The sequence below is a fragment of the Trueperella sp. LYQ143 genome (genome assembly GCF_046599595.1).
Taxonomy (GTDB): domain Bacteria; phylum Actinomycetota; class Actinomycetes; order Actinomycetales; family Actinomycetaceae; genus Trueperella.
In genome coordinates this window covers 72,942-92,362 of record NZ_JBKIWR010000002.1, presented here as the reverse complement: position 1 = coordinate 92,362, position 19,421 = coordinate 72,942, and the positions used below count along the sequence as shown (strand labels likewise).

17 protein-coding genes are annotated in these 19,421 nt (G+C 54.5%); 2 read left to right on the top strand and 15 right to left on the bottom strand.

The window, feature by feature from the left end:
* Positions 1-75: 75 nt before the first annotated feature.
* The 4 genes from infB to rimP form a co-directional block, all read right to left on the bottom strand.
* Positions 76-2,919 (bottom strand): translation initiation factor IF-2, encoded by a 2,844-nt coding sequence (gene infB / locus ACLHIL_RS01385; protein WP_411296085.1) that lies wholly within the window; start codon positions 2,917-2,919, stop codon positions 76-78.
* Between the two features lie 91 nt (positions 2,920-3,010).
* Positions 3,011-3,313: a YlxR family protein gene (locus ACLHIL_RS01380; protein WP_411296084.1), complete on the bottom strand. Its 303-nt coding sequence runs from the start codon at positions 3,311-3,313 to the stop codon at positions 3,011-3,013.
* A 56-nt stretch (positions 3,314-3,369) separates the two neighbouring features.
* Positions 3,370-4,374, bottom strand: coding sequence for a transcription termination factor NusA (nusA, locus tag ACLHIL_RS01375; protein WP_411296083.1), 1,005 nt, complete (start codon positions 4,372-4,374; stop codon positions 3,370-3,372).
* Positions 4,375-4,391: 17 nt separating this feature from the next.
* Positions 4,392-4,841, bottom strand: coding sequence for a ribosome maturation factor RimP (rimP, locus tag ACLHIL_RS01370; RefSeq protein WP_411296081.1), 450 nt, complete (start codon positions 4,839-4,841; stop codon positions 4,392-4,394).
* 38 nt (positions 4,842-4,879) lie between these two features.
* Here rimP and ACLHIL_RS01365 point away from each other — a divergent pair, with 38 nt between their 5' ends.
* Positions 4,880-5,713, top strand: coding sequence for a hypothetical protein (locus ACLHIL_RS01365; RefSeq protein WP_411296079.1), 834 nt, complete (start codon positions 4,880-4,882; stop codon positions 5,711-5,713).
* Positions 5,714-6,378: 665 nt separating this feature from the next.
* Here the strand turns inward: ACLHIL_RS01365 and ACLHIL_RS01360 are convergent.
* The 11 genes from ACLHIL_RS01360 to ACLHIL_RS01310 form a co-directional block, all read right to left on the bottom strand.
* Positions 6,379-8,166 carry a proline--tRNA ligase gene (locus ACLHIL_RS01360; RefSeq protein WP_411296266.1) on the bottom strand — a complete coding sequence of 596 codons (1,788 nt, stop codon included), beginning with the start codon at positions 8,164-8,166 and terminating at the stop codon, positions 6,379-6,381.
* Between the two features lie 83 nt (positions 8,167-8,249).
* Positions 8,250-9,104, bottom strand: a complete 855-nt coding sequence (locus ACLHIL_RS01355) for a GNAT family N-acetyltransferase (protein WP_411296077.1) — start codon at positions 9,102-9,104, stop codon at positions 8,250-8,252.
* Positions 9,104-10,240, bottom strand: a complete 1,137-nt coding sequence (ispG, locus tag ACLHIL_RS01350; protein ID WP_411296264.1) for a flavodoxin-dependent (E)-4-hydroxy-3-methylbut-2-enyl-diphosphate synthase — start codon at positions 10,238-10,240, stop codon at positions 9,104-9,106. The genes ACLHIL_RS01355 and ispG overlap by 1 nt, the downstream gene beginning before the upstream one ends.
* A 263-nt stretch (positions 10,241-10,503) precedes the next feature.
* A complete protein-coding gene (locus ACLHIL_RS01345) occupies positions 10,504-11,790 on the bottom strand; it encodes a M50 family metallopeptidase (RefSeq protein WP_411296076.1) in 1,287 nt (428 codons plus the stop codon).
* An 8-nt stretch (positions 11,791-11,798) separates the two neighbouring features.
* Positions 11,799-13,019, bottom strand: a complete 1,221-nt coding sequence (dxr, locus tag ACLHIL_RS01340; protein WP_411296074.1) for a 1-deoxy-D-xylulose-5-phosphate reductoisomerase — start codon at positions 13,017-13,019, stop codon at positions 11,799-11,801.
* 15 nt (positions 13,020-13,034) lie between these two features.
* Positions 13,035-13,580 carry a DivIVA domain-containing protein gene (locus tag ACLHIL_RS01335; protein WP_411296073.1) on the bottom strand — a complete coding sequence of 182 codons (546 nt, stop codon included), beginning with the start codon at positions 13,578-13,580 and terminating at the stop codon, positions 13,035-13,037.
* Between the two features lie 9 nt (positions 13,581-13,589).
* On the bottom strand, positions 13,590-14,858 hold the full coding sequence (gene rlmN / locus ACLHIL_RS01330; RefSeq protein ID WP_411296071.1) for a 23S rRNA (adenine(2503)-C(2))-methyltransferase RlmN: 1,269 nt from the start codon (positions 14,856-14,858) through the stop codon (positions 13,590-13,592).
* Between the two features lie 28 nt (positions 14,859-14,886).
* Complete coding sequence (locus ACLHIL_RS01325; RefSeq protein WP_411296070.1) at positions 14,887-15,780, bottom strand: phosphatidate cytidylyltransferase; 894 nt, start codon at positions 15,778-15,780, stop codon at positions 14,887-14,889.
* A complete protein-coding gene (frr, locus tag ACLHIL_RS01320; protein WP_411296069.1) occupies positions 15,781-16,338 on the bottom strand; it encodes a ribosome recycling factor in 558 nt (185 codons plus the stop codon).
* A gap of 7 nt (positions 16,339-16,345) precedes the next feature.
* On the bottom strand, positions 16,346-17,071 hold the full coding sequence (gene pyrH, locus ACLHIL_RS01315; protein ID WP_411296068.1) for a UMP kinase: 726 nt from the start codon (positions 17,069-17,071) through the stop codon (positions 16,346-16,348).
* 32 nt (positions 17,072-17,103) lie between these two features.
* The gene (locus ACLHIL_RS01310; protein ID WP_411296067.1) at positions 17,104-17,487 is read right to left on the bottom strand and encodes an RNA-binding S4 domain-containing protein; all 384 of its coding nucleotides are present in this window, start codon (positions 17,485-17,487) and stop codon (positions 17,104-17,106) included.
* 257 nt (positions 17,488-17,744) lie between these two features.
* Here ACLHIL_RS01310 and ACLHIL_RS01305 point away from each other — a divergent pair, with 257 nt between their 5' ends.
* Entirely contained in the window at positions 17,745-19,385 is a 1,641-nt protein-coding gene (locus ACLHIL_RS01305) for an MFS transporter (RefSeq protein WP_411296066.1), read from the top strand.
* The last annotated feature ends 36 nt before the right edge of the window (positions 19,386-19,421 follow it).

Sequence of the window (19,421 nt, the reverse complement as noted above, 5' to 3'; positions counted from 1 at the left end):
CAGCTCATGTGAGGTGCGGGACGCACATTCATGCGTCCCGCATTCTCTGAGTGTGCCTAGCACGATACTTTCGTTTTAATCGCGCGGCTTTTCCCGCATCTCGAAAGTCTCGATAATATCGCCCTCGCGAATATCGTTATATCCGATGGTGATACCACATTCGTAACCTTCACGAACCTGCGTCACGTCATCTTTCTCCCTACGCAAGGAGACGATAGTTAGACCAGGGGCAACAACGACGCCGTCGCGGATGAGGCGAGCCGAATGACCACGAGTAATCGTTCCGCTGCGAACAATCGAACCAGCGATATTGCCGAACTTACCCGAACGGAATACCTGGCGGATCTCAGCATTTGCCACCACAGCTTCTTCGTAGATCGGCTTGAGCTTGCCCTTCAGGGCGGCTTCCACCTCGTCAATGACGTCGTAGATGACGTTGTAGAACTTCATCTCAACGCCCTCGTGATCTGCCATCTCTTGAACGCGCTCAGCCGGTCGAACATTGAAGCCGATAATGACTGCGCTATCAACGGTAGCCAAATCCACATCCGATTGCGTTACCGCGCCAACACCACGATGAATGACGTTAAGCTCGACCTCGCCCGAACCGACCTCAATATCGAGCAAGTTCGATTCCAGCGCCTCAACGGAACCAGAAGAATCACCCTTGATGATGAGGTTGAGCGTCTCGACCTTGCCTTCTTCAATAGCGGCTGTCAGATCCTCTAGCGAGATACGCTTACGACGCTTAGCCAAAGTGGCTGCACGCTTTGCCGTTTCACGGCGTTCCGCAATCTGCCGAGCCGTGCGGTCATCATCAGCAACGATCAGTTGATCGCCAGCGCCTGGCACAGAAGTCAAACCGAGGACCTGTACCGGACGCGACGGACCAGCTTCCGTCACGCTGTTGCCGTGCTCGTCCGTCATCGCTCGAACTCGACCGTGTGCCGTTCCTACAACGATGGAGTCGCCCACGCGCAAGGTTCCATCTTGGATCAATGCAGTAATAACCGAGCCGCGGCCTTGATCGAGCTTTGCTTCAATCGCAACGCCACGAGCTGCTTTATGCGGGTTGGCCTTCGGCTCCACAAGAATATCGGAGGTGGCCAATACCGTCTCCAGCAGCTCATTGATATTGATGCGCTGCTTTGCAGAAATATCCACAAACGGAATATCGCCGCCATATTCTTCAGCAACTAGACCGTACTCCGTGAGCTGAGAACGAACCTTCTGCGGGTTTGCGCCGTCCACGTCGATCTTGTTAACCGCAACCACGATAGGCACATTTGCCGCCTGAACGTGATTGATCGCTTCAACAGTCTGCGGCATGACACCGTCATTAGCCGCCACGACAAGAATCGCCACATCAGTCACATCCGCACCCCGAGCACGCATTTGAGTAAATGCCTCGTGACCCGGAGTATCAATGAAGGTAATTGCCCGGCGTTCGCCTTCGATCGTCACATGCGTCTGGTATGCACCGATGTTTTGCGTAATGCCACCGGCTTCTCCCAACACCACATCCGCATCGCGAATGGCGTCAAGGAGCTTCGTCTTACCATGATCGACGTGACCCATCACCGTCACTACTGGCGGGCGCTTCTCGCGATCTGAGTCATCTTCTTCAGCTCGTTCAGCGTCCAAATCAATATCGAAAGATTCAAGGATCTCACGATCCTCGTCCTCCGGACTCATGATCTTGATGTCATAGCCCAATTCTGCGCCTAGTAGCTGGAAAGTATCCTCATCGAGCGACTGATTTGCCGTTGCCATCTCTCCCATGCGGAACAGCACAGTAACTAAAGCCGCTGGATTCGCATCAATACGCTCTGCAAAATCCGCTAACGACGAGCCAGCGCGCACCCGAACCTCTTGACCGTTGCCGCGTGGAACTTGAACGCCTGCTAAGGTCGGTGACTGCTGCTCTTCAAACTCTTGCCGCTTGGTTCGCTTCGACTTACGCCGACCACGACCAGCCTGCTTACCGAAAGCTCCTGCAGTTGATCCACCACGAGCCTTGCCGCCCGAACGAACGAAGCTTCCTCCACCCGTCTGCGGTGCGCCGCCAGAACGATTATTTCCACCTGGACGCCCGCGCCCTCCACGACTTGGACCGCGCGACGAATCATTAGGAGCTTGGATCTGATCCGGCATCATATTCGGCGAAGGCCGCGATGCGGCATTATTCGGCCGATTTGACCGCTTCGGACGTTCCGTATTCGACTCTTCGTTACGCATTGTTTGCCGCGGATGCGACGAGGAATTTCCAGACCGACGCACGCCCATCCCCTGCCGAGAGGCGAAAGGAGAATTTCCAGGACGCTGCCCGCCGCGGCGCTGCTGTGGGCGTGGCATTGCTTCTCGCGCAGCTCGGGCTGACTTCGCTGCCTCACCAGGGGTCACAAAAGCGCGAGATGGTTTCGCCTTGGGAGCTTTAGGTGCCGAGACATCTTCACGCGGGGCTGCAGGGGCGGCTGGAGTAGCCGGCGCAGCAGGCGCTGCCGGTTTCGGACCTGGTTTCGCAACCCGCGAGCGAGCCGGCCCTGGTTTAGCCGCCGTAGGTTTAGCAGCCGACGCAGGATTCGGCTCTCGTAGCGAACCAGGGGTGGGAACTGATGTTGCTTTCGGGGTAGCCTCTGCTGCCGTTTCCACAGTAGCCGGTGCGGGTGGCGCACTCGGCTCAGCTTTCTGCTCTGGGGCAGCTTCTGGCTCTTTAGCTGCCGACTTCTTTCGAGCCGGAGCTTTCTTGAGTTCTTCGGGATGTGATTCAAAATATTCGTGCGCACGACGCACGACCGGGGCCTCGATGCTCGAGGACGCCGACTTGACGAATTCGCCGTTTTCTTTCAGCACCTCCAACAAACGCTTGCTGGTGACGCCAATCTCTTTGGCGAGCTCATGTACGCGGACCTTAGCCACATTTCTCCTTCATCATGGTCCGCGCGCAGTGGCGTCAGACCTCTTGCAGACAGCTCATCGCTGGGTACTCATCGGGTGCCCATCGGCTTTCCTACCCGCTTTCATCTCTGGGACGCTCAGCGTCCTCCTGCTGGTTGGCGAGCCACGCATAAACATGGCTCGTATCGACGTGGGAGCGAAAAGCCCAATCAAAAGCTTTACGGTGCAGCGCCCGCGATACGCACTCTGGCACTGGGTGAACCCACGCTCCGCGCCCTGGGCGGCAGGCATCATGGTCGGGGTACACGACCTGTTCTATGACAACCCACCGCAGCAAGTCACGGCGTTCGCCTACCTGCCGACATCCAATGCACGTGCGACGGCACGGCGAACGATAGTCAGTGTGTGTAGGCATACGTGGATGAGTCTACCTGAATGAGTGCGACAAACCACGTATGCGTTCTCGTGAGGTTAATCGCTTGACCGCAGCGAAATAGGATCTTCCGATTCTTTGCGAATATCGATTGACCATCCCGTTAGCCGAGCAGCTAGGCGCACATTCTGAGCCTCCCGCCCAATCGCTAGCGAGGCTTGATCGTCTGGCACAATTGCTCGTGCTTGGCGAGTATCAGCGTTGAGAATATCAACCCGAACAACCTTTGCCGGAGATAGCGAGGCCGCGATAAAAGTCGCATGGTCATCGTCGTAATCAATAATGTCGATCTTCTCGCCATGCAATTCTTTTGTTACTGCCCGCACTCGTTGCCCATTCGGACCAATACACGATCCCTTCGCCGCAACAGCGCGATTCGATGACCACACCGCAATTTTCGTGCGATGCCCGGCTTCACGGGCGAGCGATACGATCTCAACCGTACCGTCAGCAATTTCTGGAACTTCCGAGGCAAATAACTGACGCACAAAATCGTCATGCGTGCGAGACAGCCGAATCGAAGCCCCATTTGATGAAACAGAAATATCTAAGACGAGTGCCCGAACTAAATCCCCGCGAGAGAGCCGTTCCGTTGGAATCTGTTCCTCAGCGCGCAACAGCCCATGATTTTCACCTAATTCAACGAAAAGATCGCGCGAATCCGGATGGCTACCTGCAGGCCCTTCGACGATGCCAGCAACAATTTTGCCCTGCTTATCCTGGAAATCGCCCAGGATACGAGCAGTCTCCGCGTCTCGCAGTCGCTGATTAATCACCATACGGGCGGTTGACGTCGCAATATGACCAAAATCGTTGGGAGTATCATCAAATTCGCCGACGACGTTTCCGTCCTCGTCAAACTCTGGCGCCCAAATCACAAAAGAGCCCGTCGCTTTATCTAGCTCAACACGCGCGCCCTTGACCGCGCCCGGCACCCGCAAGTAGGCATGAAGCAAGGCATCCTGGATAGCGCCAAGCAAGACATCAAGGTTCACCCCGAGTTCGGATTCAACAATCCGCAACTCATTCATCGAGATATCCATGTCAGCTCCTAAAGCTCCTAAAACTCCACAACGACACTGGCAGCCGAAATATCTTCATAAGCAACCATCTGAGTACCGTGTTCATCGGCAATACTCACACTATCACTCGCTGCTTCCAGCACCTCACCAATAAGCGATTGCCCACTTCTCAGCGTTATTGCAACTTTACGCCCCTGCGCTCGCGAGAAATGCCGTGGTTCACGCAGCGCCCGATCCACTCCTGGCGTACTGACCTCCAGGGTATATGCGCCGGCAATCGGATCTTCCTGATCCATTACTGCTGAAATAGCTCGCGAAACCTCAGTGAGCCTATCAGGAGTAATGCCGCCAGGCCCCTCCGGAAGATCAACAATTACCCGCACCATAGTACGCTTTCCAGCGCGCACTACCCGCACATATTCCAGGTATAACCCTGCCTCCTGGATAACCGGACGAAGTAAATCGGCGATTTCGCGTTCTTTTGCCATAGTCACAGCTTACCCGTGCCGTATGGCAGGATAAAGTTATGCCACTTTCTACACACGCGTCAACGCTGCGATTTATTGGCAGCCTCGTGATCGGTATTGGAATCTTTGCGCTCGTAATGGTCATTACTGGCACCCATATAAGCCACGATCCTGAGGTGCCGACCCTCGATAGTAGCGAGGAAGCACGGCAAGAACTCGCCGTCCATGCCCAACAGATCGCCGATATGTCTGACGGAAATATGCACTCAACCGCGACAGAATGGGTATCGGCGCTAGGCGGAGTATGGGTCCCGTGGCCGCAGGGTGCTCCCGAAGGGCAAGCTAACCCACAATTACCTACTGCTTCCTACTCGATGTTGCCGGCCGCACTGAGTTCCTTTGCAAACGAAGCACTCACCTCCTCAGCTGGACCAACCGCCGTTGCCATCGGAATATCGGCCTATACTCAGTCCGTCTCCAGCGCTGAGAAGTGCGGGACATACGATTTGCTCACCGTAGGGCGCGCCCTGAGCAACGATGCTGCTGTAGAAAATATTGAAATCGCCCGCCAGTGGCTTGAGATTCCGGCATCCCACATGCAAATTGGCCAGCGCGACCTCCCGCTAGCGCGAATCGCTTTACTTAGTACTCTTTTGGATGCCCAGATTGCTTCTGGCGGATCGGATACTCGCCCAGCTCTTGCCCCACCGCCTTCGCATGATCCCCTCACTGATAGTTACGACGTTCTCACACAGCAGTTAAGCCTGGCTGCTCAGCAGGCACCCGCAACAGATCGCCAACATATCGCGTCTTTTGTGTGCCACCTCTACCACGATTATCCAGATGCTCCCCCGATAGCCGCGCTACCTGGATTAGTACGCTCCAGTAGCTAAGGGCTGAGCTACCGAAGAAGAAGAAAGCGGGCGCCTAACGCAAAGCACATACCCGCGAGAGGTGCTACCAGTTCCGGGTGTTCTTTCAATAATTAGCTTTAAGGAAAACGCCGTGCAGCAATATGGTTTTACTGCCATGCCCCTACCAGGCGTTATCGTGCAGCACAGCGCAAACGAACTCCACCAAAGCCCTAGAAAACACTAAGCTAGGACGCACCACCAAAACGCAGGCAATAAACGACGAACCAACTAACGCGCGTTGCACCAACCACCAGAATTTGCCTTTCTGTTTGTTCCCCGTTCTCCCTCTTTTCCCTCCTCTCTCTTTTTTTTCTCTCTCTCCCCCCCCCCGAGATACGTCTCGCTCTTATTCACGACCCGTGCCGCAGGGCAATTTTCCGATACAGAGGGCTCTACACAGGTTCTATATGCATGACGGCTCCGCAGCCGCCACCGAGACGCACAGACCATACACTGTTCTGACGAGACAGCCCGCAACAAGCTATCCGATATATCTGACGAACCATGCTGAGGCAGAATACAGCGGTGCCTCCCGTATCATATCGGCTACGGGAGGCACCGCTCAGCCCAACTTAGCTCGCTACCTGCTGGTTTACGGCACGTTTAGTAACGCAACACATAAACAGTGCGGCTAGCGCAATTAGTTAGCGCACCGATCGCACATCTTCGACCACGCGGCTAACGATCTCATCAACCGGCACTGAGATGTTCTCCCCAGCGCGTCGATCTCGCAGCTCCACCTGACCGTCAGCAAGCCCGCGCCCCACCACGATGGCTCGCGGCACACCGATCAGCTCATAATCTGTGAACTTCACACCCGCCGACATCCGTGGGCGATCATCATAGATAACGCTGATACCCTGACTATCCAATTCCTCAGCAATACTCTGTGCCGTATGGAAAATCTGCTCATCTTTACCCGTGGCAATAATATGAACATCTGCTGGAGCAATCAGCGCCGGCCACGCTAAACCACGCTCATCATGATTTAGCTCAGCAAGCGCAGCAACCAAACGAGATACCCCGATACCATAAGATCCCATCGTCACCACACGGGTCTTACCATTTTCATCAAGTACCGTCAGGCCCAGCGCGTCAGCATACTTCGTCCCAAGCTGGAAAATATGCCCAATCTCAATACCGCGTTCCATACGCAACGGCCCCGAACCATCCGGTGCTGGATCACCATCGCGCACTTCAACCGCTTCAATCGTCCCGTCAACCTCAAAATCACGCCCAAAGACGATATTCGCGGTATGCCACTCAGGCCGATCTGCACCCGTAATCCACGCCGACCCACGACGAATATGCGGATCAACAAAATACCGAACCGAACCGTGCGCCACACCATTATCGTCATAGGTGCGCTTAGGAGAATTCGGACCAATATGCCGCGGCCCAATATAACCAGCAACCAGCTCTGGATGTGCAGCCAAATCCTCAGCCGTAGCCATCTCGACTTCTGCCGGTGCCAACTGCGCCTCAATTCGCTTCAGATCTGCTTCCCGATCACCAGGAATACCAATCACAATCAGTTCGCGCTCACCATCAGGATAGGTGGCCACCACGACAACGTTCTTCAACATATCGGCCGCTTCCCAGAGCCGATCTGCCCGCGGATAGGCGGCATTGACAACCTCAACCAGGCGCTCAATCGACTTCGCATCTGGGCTATCAATATCAACCGGATCACCAATTGAACTAAAATCCACGTCCCCGAGATCAGGCGTCGTAACAGCCTCTACGTTGGCGGCATACCCACCGTCAGAGACCACATAACTATCTTCACCAATCGCGCACGGCATGAGGAATTCTTCCGAATGAGAGCCACCCATCGCCCCAGCCACTGCCCGGCAAATAACATACGGTAAGCCCAGACGGGTAAAAGCCCGTTCATAGGTATCGCGCATAAGCTGATAGGAAGCAGCCAAGGATTCCGTATTCACATCGAAAGAGTACGCATCTTTCATGACAAACTCACGGGTTCGCAACAAGCCAGCACGAGGGCGTGCCTCATCGCGGAACTTCGTTTGGAACTGGTAAATCACCAGCGGCAAATCCTTGTACGACGAACACATATCTTTCGTCGCCAACGTAAACATTTCCTCATGCGTCGGAGCTAAAAGGTAATCATTCTCGCGGCGATCCTGCAGACGGAACAAGTTCGGGCCATACTCATCCCAACGCCCCGTCTTTTCGTAGGGTTCACGCGGCTGCAATGCTGAAAAAAGCAGCTCCTGTGCGCCTGCTTTATCCATTTCCTCGCGGATAACCGCCTCAATCTTACGTAAGACGCGCAAACCTAAGGGCAGCCAGGTGTACACGCCCGGAGCAGTGCGGCGAATATATCCGGCACGCACCAACAGCTTATGGGACTCGACCTCCGCGTCAGCAGGATCCTCACGCAGGGTCTTAATAAAGGACTTTGACATCTTAAACACGTCTTTAGTGTAGCGAACCCATCGCCACAACAAGAAAGACGTCCAGGAAAACCTGCTCGGAACTAATAGGTAATTCAGAACAAAATCGTGGCGTACTGCCCTACTTGAATAAAGCCAGCTTTCTCATAGGCCCGCACCGCAGCAAAATTGTAATCATTGACATAGAGCGAAACCGTTGGGGCAATCCGACGTTGGATCTCCTGGGCGACGCTCACCATCGCAGCCGCACCAATGCCGCGCCCCCGCACATCTGGAGCCGTCCACACCCCTTGGATCTGCGCCACGCCACCACCCAAAGCTCCAATATCCGCTTTGAATTCCACACGCTCCTCGCCGCGCACATCGCGCCCCATGCGAACAAACGTGCGCCCCGTTCGCACCAGCTCATGGACTCGCCGCGCATACATATCACCATAACTGCGCGGATCATAACCGACTTCTTCGATAAACATACTCACCGATGCCGGAACGATAAGCGCACCCTCGCCCACTTCAGCTAATCGCACCGCCGGATCTGGCGCAACGCACGGTTGACCGCCGTACACCATTGATAGCTGATTATCCCGAATCTCTCTCGGACGGGCAAAACGATGCTCAATACGCTGCCACAATCCCATGACCTGATCTGCCGAACCCACAATTGAACTGAAAATCCGACGTGATTGACGAATCTCTCTGGCTAAAATATCCAATCCGGATTCGTCAAAACCACAGGGCACAAGATTGGCACCATGCCAACACAGTGCGCACAGATTCCCTTGAGCATCAAATAATCCTAAAGCGTGTGCCGGACGCAAAGACCTCGCCTCTGCCAATGGCACCCGCGCCAAGATCGTGGATACCGGATCGCGATCTAAGAAGGCGAGCGCCGCGCTGCGATCGTATGCGCCCAAACGGCGCATCGTCAGTGCTCGGCGTCGCCATAACACTAGAAAATCACCTCAGGGCGCGCATCTGGATCTGATACGAGGCCCATCTCTTGTGCCACGATTCTCGCTCGGGCAATTAACGTCGGAACAATCTCATCTTCCGGCACAGTATCAACCACCGTCCCACGCACAAAGATCTGCCCTTTGCCATTGCCTGAGGCCACTCCCAGATCTGCTTCACGTGCCTCACCTGGACCATTGACGACACAGCCCATCACGGCCACCCGCAAGGGGAAAGTAATATCATTCAATCCTTCAGAGACCTCATTTGCCAAAGTGTAGACGTCCACCTGCGCCCGCCCACACGAAGGGCATGAGACGATCTCCAGCTTCTTCTCGCGCAAACCTAAGGAGCGCAAAATCTCCTCGCCAACTTTAACTTCCTCAACAGGCGGCGCCGACAAAGAAACTCGAATCGTATCGCCAATCCCCTGTGCAAGTAACGCACCAAAAGCGACCGCGGATTTGACCGTCCCCTGGAACTGCGGCCCCGCCTCTGTTACCCCTAAATGCAAAGGCCAATCCCCCGCTTCGGATAACAGTTGATAGGCCCGCACCATCACCACCGGATCGTGATGCTTAACGGAAATGGCAAAATCATAGAATCCAGCGTCCTCAAATAGGCGAGCCTCATTAACCGCCGATTCCACCAAAGCCTCCGGAGTGGCTTTGCCGTATTTTTGTAACAGACGCGGATCAAGCGACCCGGCATTAATACCGATACGCATAGCTGTGCCATTGGCATTTGCCGCTGCCGCAATCTCCGGAATACGATCGTCGAATTTCTTAATATTTCCAGGATTAACCCGCACACCACAGCCAGCCTCAATAGCAGCAAAAACGTACCGCGGCTGAAAATGAATATCTGCCACCACCGGAATATTGGATTGTTGCGCGATGACAGCAAGTGCTTCAGCGTCTTTATCGGTTGGGCACGCAACCCGCACAATATCGCAGCCAGCGGCAGTGAGCTCCGCAATCTGCTGCAAGGTCGCACCGATGTCATGCGTCTTTGTTGTGGTCATGGATTGAACGGAAACAGGTGCGTCACCACCAACACGCACATCACCTACGGTAATCTGGCGAGTCTTTTTCCGGGGCGCAATCACAGCCGGAGCGTCTTTTATTGAGGGCATACCTAGCGAAACTGTATTCACGAATGTGATTATCTCACCTAATCTCTCACTCTTCACGCAGGTTCACCGTCCGAAAAGCCACAATCCGAATATGTGTTGTACCGACGTTTCTTACCAGGGTCTACTAGCCGCAGTATCGCCTCACATACGGCAATAGCAGTTCATATCCACTTACATATCTGCCCATACTGGAGCAGATCGTCATTCCATCTCACAGCGGAAAACAGTAGCTCAGCTCTATCCCCATACCCAGTGCCGGCAGATCAAAAAGCTGGCTTGAAAATATCAGCAGCCACAAGCAATATCGTCATTCCAATCAACAAGATAAACACGATATTCGATAAGGAGGTAAGCCGCGCCGTATCAAATGCACCCGGATCAGGGCGCCCCCGCCACCGCGCAATATGACGTCTACTTCCTTCGATCACAGCCCCCAAGATATGCCCGCCATCTAACGGAAGCAGTGGAATGAGGTTAAATAAAAACAAGGAAATATTGAGCGAAGCCAGTAACATCAGCAAATCTGCCAGCCGATCCATCCCCGAATACTGCGCATTACCGCTTGCGGTGATATTCCCAGCAAGATCTGCAACTCCGACGATTCCAATAGCGGAATTTGGATCACGTTCCTGATCGGAAAACAAAGCCACCGAGGTATTCCACAGATTCACTGGGAGCTTGACGAGGATTCCCGCAGTTGCCAGCGTCATATCCGCAGCTTGCGCCGGTACTCGTGTAAGGGAAACCCGCTGACGTTCCACCGTCGGGGAAATTCCGACATACGGACGATGCTGCGTCGCTGAATCATCAGATTGGGAAGCAGAATCCGTACCTAACAGTGCCCGATCAATCGGCGTAATCTGCACTGTCATCGGCTTTCCGTCACGAATGATAGAAACAGGTAGCTCCTGCATCCCACCAGCAGCAATCGCAGCCGACAACTCATCCCAGTTCTCCACCGGCACACCACCCCACGCCTGGATCGTATCACCCACCTGCAACTGCGATAGGGCCGCCGGAGTAGCCGGATTATGTGGATCATGGGCAGAACACTCAGAGCCATGAACGCACGGTTGGATTGAGCCAATGGTCGTCGTCAACGTCGACATTCCCATCGTGGACATAACGATCGTCAGCAATACCAAGGCAATTACCGCATTCGTTAGCGGCCCACCGAACATAACCACAAGCTTCTTGCGGGCAGGTAAACGCCAAAATGCCTGATCTTCTTCTCCGGATTCAATCTCTTCAGCGGAAGCCTGACGAGCTTCCTCAGCAAGTGTGAGTTGACCTTTGCGAGTGTAAATCCGAGTCCCGGGCTTCGCTGGGGGCAACATGCCTGCAATCGACACATATCCGCCCAACAAAATAGCTTTAATCCCGTATTCTGTGCCATTGATCGTGCGAGAAAATAGCGTCGGCCCAAAGCCAATGAAATATCGTGAGACTTTCACGCCAAAACGCTTCGCCGGATACAGATGCCCGACTTCGTGAATTCCAACCGAAATCACGATGCCGCAGATGAGAACCAAAACTCCGAGAATGTACATCCTACGCCTTAAATTGCTGTCATAAACCGCTGATGAGCTGCCTGCCGCGCCCAATCCTCAGCCGCTTCCACTGCTGCCACGCTCAATTCTCCAGCATCTTCAAAGGCCTCCACGATCTCACTGACGATGGAGACAATATCCAAATACCCAATACGCCCCGCCACAAAAGCCGCCACACATTCCTCATTGGCAGCATTGAATACCGCCGGATGTAACGCAGAAGTTGCGAGCGCCTGCCGCGCCACATCAATGGCAGGGAACACCTCATGGTCGTAGGGTTCAAAAGTCCATGCACAGGGTTCCTCCCAGGCGCACGGGCGAGCCACCGTATCTAAGCGATCCGGCCACGAGAGCCCCAAAGCGATAGGCAGGCGCATATCTGGCGGTGATGCTTGCGCCACGGTTGAGCCGTCACAAAATTCCACCATGGAATGTACCACCGACTGCGGATGAACTACCACCGTAATATCTTGTGGTTGCATATCAAACAGGTATGCCGCCTCAATCAGTTCTAAGCCTTTGTTTACCAAGGTTGAGGAGTTGATCGTTACTACTGGGCCCATATCCCACGTCGGATGCTGTAAAGCTCGCTGTGCCGTCACCTCGCGCAACTCATCTCGCGTCTTACCGCGGAATGGTCCACCGGATGCCGTGAGGATGAGCCGGCGCACTTCACTATGACCCGATAGGACGGGTGAGGTCAGCCCTTTTTCATGACGTCCACCGCGCAAAGCCTGCGCGAGCGCACTGTGTTCAGAATCCACCGGAACGATCTGCCCTGGCCAGGACATTGCCTGACGCACCAAAGATCCGCCTGCCACTAAGGATTCTTTATTGGCCAAGGCAAGCGTAGCCCCGCTACGCAAGGCCGCCAAGGTCGGGCGCAATCCCACGGATCCAGTGATGCCGTTGAGCACGACACCGGAGCTTTCACTATCTCCCGTCAACATCTGCGCAATGTGCGTCATTGCCTGAGTTCCGGCAACGATCTGCGGTTGGGGTAAAGACGGGAAAAGCTCTGACCATAGCTGCGCAAACTCTGTGGCTTTCTCTTGGGCAATCCCCACCACATCAACATGAAAATCTGCAGCTTGCCGAGCCAAAAGTGCTAAGTGACCGCCCCCAGCCCCTAGCGCTCGAACACGAAACTCCTGACGATGATCGGCGATCACCTCCAGCGCTTGAGTGCCAATTGATCCGGTTGAGCCAAGAATAACGACGTCACGCATAAGCGATACCACAGATTATTCGACGGATAGCAGCACAGAAACAGCGCGGTCAAGAAAGACATCAACAACGGCTTCGTCATACGCTTTTGCCCCACGCGCCGCAGAAAATGTGGCATGACGAATATCCTCAGACGTCAACTCGGCTTCAGCATCAAAGTACGCAGCGATCTTGCTCAACAATGCATCTACTTCGTTCTTGGAGTAGCCAGTATCTGAGGCGTCGGCGAAACGTTCTCCGGCAGGGCGCAACAATCGCGGATACAAGGTCTGTGCCTGAGCGTACGTCTCCTCCAACCAGCGCTTCTCGCCGTGCTCATCCATGATCTTCGCTCGGCGTCGCTGTACAAAAGCCGCTTCTAAGCGATCCAAGGCGGCATCTACCAGGTAAGGATCATATCCATTACGCACCCAGCCAAAGGCACACGAGCGCACCGTCTTTTCTGTAATATCTTCCGAGCTGTCCCCGGAATAGGCGCGTTTCGCCCGAGCCAGAAATGCGTCCACTTGCTCCGGGTTGTACCCTGCGCGCAATGTCCCCGTTCGCTTAAACGTATGTGCCATGCCTCTCCCCTATGCTTCACTCGTTCGACCAGCCAGTTGATCGGCCAGATCATGCGGTTTCTCGCGATGTTCTGCGAGCCGAGCATCGACTTTCTCCTGCGCCTGCTTCGCTCGTCGAGCAACGTTATCCCGATCAACCACCTCGGCTGCCAACTGCCCACATGCGCCATCAATATCCGACCCACGGGTATCGCGAATGGTTGTCGAGATACCCGCTGCTAACAGTGTATCGACGAAACGGCGTGTAGCGGTCTTCGTCGACGCCGTCCAAATACTGCCCGGAGTGGGATTCAATGGGATCGGATTCACATGCGCCCAGCCGCGGCCCCGTCGGTTCAATTCTGCCGCCAAAAGTTCTGCCCGCCAGGCGTGGTCGTTCATATCCTTAATCAAGGCATATTCGATCGAAACTCGGCGCCCCGTGCTGCGATAGTAACGATAGGCGGCATCCAGGAGTTCTCCGACTTTGAATCGGGAATTGACCGGAATGAGATCGTCGCGAAGCCCGTCGTCTGGTGCATGGAGCGAAACCGCTAAAGTCACAGGGATCCCTTCGGCAGCAAGCTGGTCAATAGCAGGAACCAAACCAACGGTAGATACCGTGATATGCCGCGCTGATAATCCAAATCCCTCCGGCGACGGGTCAACCATCCGATGAACCGCATCGCGCACAGCACGGTAATTCGCCATCGGTTCGCCCATCCCCATAAACACCACATTGCTCACCCGAACCGGCTCGCCCAATGCGCCTTCCCGAGCCAGTTGCATATTGCTTCTGAGCTGCTCAACGATCTCTGCCGTCGATAGATTGCGCGTCAATCCTGCCTGCCCAGTTGCACAGAACGGGCATGCCATCCCACATCCGGCCTGCGAAGATAGGCACAGAGTAGCCCGATCGGGATACGCCATGAGAACGGATTCGACCACTGCACCGTCAAACAGACGCCACAAAATCTTTAACGTTTTCCCCTCGTCTGCCCGTTGTTCGCTGACTTTCTCCAGCAGTGGCGGCAGCAATAGCGCGCCAAGTTCTTCGCGTTGAGCTGTTGGAATATCACTCATTGCCGACGGGTCAACGCACAGATGGTCAAAATAATGCACAGATAGTTGATCGGCACGATACGGGGCAATCCCTAACTCACGGAGTTTTTCTCGCCGCTGTTGCCTATCGAGATCGGCAAGATGGCTCGGTGGTTTAGCCCGACGCCGCTGTTCAAAAGACAGGGTCGGACGCGGGCCGTGCTCTACCCGAGGACGTACTTGTTTTTCAGCATTCATAGCGGGCACCATTCTGCCATCTCATTTGTCATAGCAGACCAAAGCCCAAAGCGAATACGAGATAACACACAGGCGCACAAAAGAGCATAGAGTCAATGCGATCTAATACTCCGCCATGACCAGGGAAAATAGCCCCCATATCCTTGACGCCAAGATCTCGTTTAACCAGCGATTCCGCAAAATCACCGGCGGTTGCCGCTATGGGGGTCGCCACTGCTAAGACGATGACCCAAATCCACGATATTTTCAGCACTATGCCAGCCATGACGATAGCGACGAGCAGGCTCAACACAACCGATCCGACAAAACCCTCCCAGGATTTTTTCGGAGAAATCGAAGCCGCAATAGGGTGTTTTCCTAAAAGAACTCCGGCGCACCAGCCGCCCGTATCATTAGCTACCGGCAGTAAGATGAACGTCACGATAACCAAAGCTGGATGATCCATCTTCGCCATCGCAACCGCAAAACAGCCTAAAAGCCCCAGCCAGCTCACCGTAAAACATCCAGCTAAGGCGTCAGTGAGCGCCCCTTGACGTTTTATCACAAGCGTTGCGGCAGTGGTCACCGCGAAAACGCCCAATAAAACAAGGAACGCCACCCCGAGACTATATTTCCACGTCGCCACCAGCATAAGGGCTTGCCCTAACGCTAAAACTGGAAACGGAATACGGAAATCACGCGCAAGCAGTGCTCCTGCTGCCTCCCACAAGGCCATCGTCAAACACAGCACTGCCAGGGCAACAAAAATCTCGATTCGAAATACGAGAGATGCTCCCACAATGGTGAGCAAAACCGCCGCAGTGGCAACTGCCAACGGCAGATTACGCCCCGCGCGCGAGGTCGTCTCGCGCGGCGGCCGTGGCGGATGCGGGGCAAGCCGCGAATAGATATTCGCGGCTTGCTGCATGGATGCCTGCGGCATTTAGATCTCCATAAGATCGGTCTCTTTATTGGCCAAAAGCGCATCTACCTGATCGGTGAAGCGCTTGGTGAGCGCCTCAAGATCCTTTTCTGCGCGCTCCACCTCATCCTCGCCAGCTTCTCCGTCTTTCTTAATACGCTCCAGCTCGTCCTTTGCCTTACGGCGCACCGCGCGAATCGCCACTCGTGACTCTTCTGCCTTGCCACGTGCTAACTTGACGTATTCCTTGCGGCGTTCCTCCGTCAAAGCTGGCAGATTTACTCGCATGACCTGACCGTCATCTGTTGGATTAACCCCCAGATCAGCCTCTTGGATTGCGCGTTCAATATCTCGCATAGCAGAGCGATCATACGGAGAAATGATAATCGTTCGCGCTTCGGGAACAGTCACCGAGGCTAACTGCTGTAGTGGGGTGGGAGCGCCATAATAATCCACCATCAACGAGGTAAACATCTCCGGGTTCGCACGGCCAGAGCGAATCTTGGAAAACTCATTGCGCACAACGTCAATGGCCTTCTCCATTTTCTCTTCAGCGCCAAGCAAAGCTTCGTCAATCATCAGGTCCTCAGTTCGTTGTTACTAGTGTTCCAATACCTTCACCGCGCAAGGCACGGGTGACATTTCCGGGTTCAACCATACCGAAAACCCGCATTGTCATGTCATTATCTTGGCACAGGGAGAACGCTGCAGCATCAACTACACGCAACCCCTGACGCAAAGCATCGTCATACGTGAGCGTATCTAGCTTGACGGCCTGCGGGTTCTTCCGCGGATCGTCCGTGTACACCCCATCTACGCCGTTCTTTCCCACCAACAGCTCATCACATTTGAGCTCTAACGCTCGCTGGGCCGCAACGGTATCCGTCGAAAAATAGGGCATACCTGCACCGGCGCCGAAAATCACCACGCGCCCTTTTTCAAAATGACGGATCGCCCGCAACGGAATATACGCTTCAGCTACCTGAGCCATCGTAATGGCCGTCTGTACTCGCGAGGGAACGCCGGCACCTTCCAGAAAATCCTGCAAAGCGACCGCATTAATGACGGTACCGAGCATTCCCATGTAGTCAGCTCGTGCGCGTTCCATGCCGGCTTCCTGTAGTTCGACGCCGCGAAAGAAATTTCCGCCACCAACGACAACGCCAATCTGAACTCCGTCATCAACCGCCGCTTTAATTTCGTTTGCAATACGGATAAGAACTTCTGTATCAAGCCCAATCGCCCCGCCGCCAAACACCTCTCCTGAGAGTTTCAACAAAACGCGACGCGGATGGTTATCGTCCTGGGTCATGGATGAACCTTTCTTCCGGTACTGACCTGAGTTTACCGCATTCGTCCCCAGTTCGAATCTCGACCTAAGAGTCGATCTAATTCGCGTCGTTCTTTCTTCGTCGGGCGCCCAACCCCTGATGGTCGGAACATGATAGGCATCGCCACCCGCGGGCGCTCTGGCGTGAGATCCTCATAGCATTCTCGTGCCACCGGCGCACCGACGCGTTTAGTTATTAGCTGACGAACCAGGAGTATTCGATCCCAACCGGCAACTCGATAGCGAACCGTATCCCCCACAGCAACTTTCGTCGCTGCTTTTACCGGCTCATCATTAATCCGCACATGCCCAGCTCGACACGCTGCCGTTGCTGCCGACCGAGTTTTCGTCTGGCGTACCGCCCACAGCCATTGGTCGATGCGCACTGATTGGGTCATAACAACAGTCTAACCTGCCGCCCTTTCCCAGCGGTATTTTCAAGATCGGCTCATACCTGTGCGTCGTTTCCTTAGCCACTGCGAAAATGGAGTTGCGCATTAAGCGGTGCCGTAAAACCGTTACACTTTCTGCCTCATTGCTCACACTTTCCAGGACGCTATTAGCTATCAAGAAAATGATGGTGTTACCCTGAGCCCTAGTGACGGCGCTTTAAAGCGCCTTTTTTTCATTCCAGCAATACGAATAGGACTGTTGCATGTCATCACGCTTGCCCGAGGAACATCAGCCGAACCAGCCGGACGCGAATCCTCGTCATATCCGCGTTCCCGGATCGGATCGGATCTATGACCGCAACAAAATTCTTCTGGTCTTGCTCGTTCCACTGACGATGTCACTCTTACAAGTCTCCTCCGTCAACAACGTGCTGTTCACCGTCGGGAAAGCCCTCGATGCCTCGTCAACTCAGTTGCAATGGGTGTTATCCGGATATGCGCTGTGCTTCGGCATTTTACTGGTTCCGGCCGGACGGATCGGCGATCTTTTCGGGCGCTCATCGGCATTCGTCGTGGGATTGAGCGTATTCACCCTCGCCTCTCTCCTCGTTGGCCTATCTACCTCAGCCATCATGCTCAATATGATGCGGTGTTTGCAGGGTATCGGCGCTGGAATGTACTCCCCCCAAATCACCGGCCTCATCTTGCACTATTTCACCGGCCATGCCCGAGCTAAAGCCTTCTCTCTTTTCGGACTCATTATCTCGGCCTCTGTTGCGGCTGGACCATTGATGTCCGGCAGCCTTATCTCCCTGCTTGGGCCACAAAATGGCTGGCGTTGGTCCTTCATTATCAACTTCCCCTTCGGTCTTATCGGCATCTTTTTCGCTCTTCGCTGGCTGCCCTTCGGAAAAGAACGGCGCCACGTCGGCAAACGCGCTAAGGAAGCCCGCCGCGAATACATCGCTATGCGCCGCAAAGAAGGCGTCGTCCATAAGCCACGCACGCGAATTGATCTGGATCCTCTCGGGAGCTTCCTACTCGTCCTATCCGTCTTGTGCATCATGCTTCCATTTATGACCCACGGTCACATGTGGTTCTGGTTCTTACTTCCTGTTGGGTTCCTTCTTATTGTGGTGTGGGTGCTATGGGAGAAGTTCTACGCCGCACACGAGCATGAACCAATGGTTGACCTGCGGTTATTCCGAATTAAAACCTTCTCCTATGGTTCGGCGATTTCAGCAGCTCAATTCATGGGAACGACGTCAATCTTCGTAGTCCTGGCCATGTTCCTACAAAACGCACTTGACGCCAGCGCACTAGAAGTTGGATTAGTTTCCCTACCAGACGCGCTCATCGCAGCCTACGCAGCTATTTGGTCTGGCAAGCGCGCCGTTGAACACGGTCGTGGCGTGCAAGTTATGGCCTTGACGCTCATGCTCGTCGGAATCCTCGGCGTTACAACCGTGGTATGGGCAATTGAGCACGGGTTATCGTTCTGGTGGCTCACTATTCCGCTGACGATCCTCGGATTTGGTCAAGGATGTATGGGCGCGGCAAATCAAACTCAATCCATGATTGATGTACCACCAGAGCACGGTGGCACTGCCGGTGGCGTCCAACAAACCGGTCAACGTATCACAACCGCAATAGGAAATGCTGTCATCACCGCCATCTTCTGGCTTGGTCCTAGCCTGCATACCGGAAATACCGGCTGGTACGTCGGATTCTTCTTGGCCTATATGATGGTCACCTTGTTCATCTTGCTGGCGTTAACTCTGGCTATTTTGTTCTGGCGCGACGGCTACCATGACCGCCATCCACGGCAAGATTCCGCACGTAACAGCCAACTGCGGCGGCGCTCAGCACAGCGCTTACAGCGTCGCTCTATTCGTGCCCAGTAAGGCCTAACACCTCGCCTAGATAGCGCGTCATAATAG